Raw genomic sequence first — 824 nt, 5'->3', positions numbered from 1 at the left:
CGGCTCGTCGCCGGTGAGCAGCACGAGCGGCACACGGGCCTGGGCGGCCTCGGCGAGCGCGGTCAGGGCGTTGGTGAACCCCGCGCCGTAGGTGGCGGTGGCGGCGGCGATGCGGCCGGACGCGCGGAAGTGGGCGTCGGCCGCGACGACGCCGCCGGCCTCGTGCCGCACGGCGGTGAACCGGGCGCTGGTCGAGCGCGTGAGGTCGTCGAGGAACCAAGCGTTGCCGTTGCCCATGACGCCGAAGACGTGGTCGACGTGGCGGGCGACGGTACGGGCGACGTGTGCGGACACGGTGGGCACAGGGCCTCCAGGGGAACAGTGACGGATGAGTGGTGCGGTCCGTATGTGTCCCGGGCGGGCCCGGCCAGGAGCCCGTCGCGCGCCCCTTTTTCGAGCGCAGGCGGTGGCATCCGCCTCGACACGGCACACACTACCCCTGCGGGAGCAGAGCTCCGGCGAAGAATGTCGCGAGGTCGTCGGTCGAGGTCAGCGGCAGGACGGCGGCCACGTACTGGTCCGGCCGCACCACGACGACGGCGCCGCCGCGGTCGATGCCGCGCAGGTCGAAGATGTCGTGGTCCGGGTCGGTCGCGTAGACCTTCTCGTAGTCGATCAGCCCGAAGGGGCCGACCCTGGGCCGGAACACCTCGGGCACGTCGGCGAACTCCACGCCGAGGTGGTCCTGCTGGTAGACCACCTTGACGTCGAGGACGGCGTCCGGGTCGCCGCCCGGCGGGGTGTGCCGCAGCAGGGGCGAGTCCGGCGCGGTGCCCAGCCAGCGCGCCCAGTCGCGCAGGGCCGAGGACTCGCCCGGGGCGGCG

Annotated in this window: 1 protein-coding gene and 1 pseudogene; both read right to left on the bottom strand. The window is 73.9% G+C overall.

Going from position 1 to position 824, the window contains the following annotated elements:
- A partial coding sequence (locus tag PROKR_RS18025; protein WP_036965376.1) for a thiamine pyrophosphate-binding protein occupies positions 1 to 303 on the bottom strand: 303 nt, incomplete at its 3' end.
- Positions 304 to 433: 130 nt separating this feature from the next.
- Positions 434 to 824, bottom strand: a pseudogene (locus PROKR_RS18020) (3-hydroxybenzoate 4-monooxygenase); the annotation flags it as partial.

It is taken from the genome of Promicromonospora kroppenstedtii DSM 19349, from assembly GCF_000515355.1.
GTDB classification, from domain to species: domain Bacteria; phylum Actinomycetota; class Actinomycetes; order Actinomycetales; family Cellulomonadaceae; genus Promicromonospora; species Promicromonospora kroppenstedtii.
Note: the sequence above shows the minus strand (reverse complement) of the source record. Positions and strands in the feature narration are given on the sequence as shown.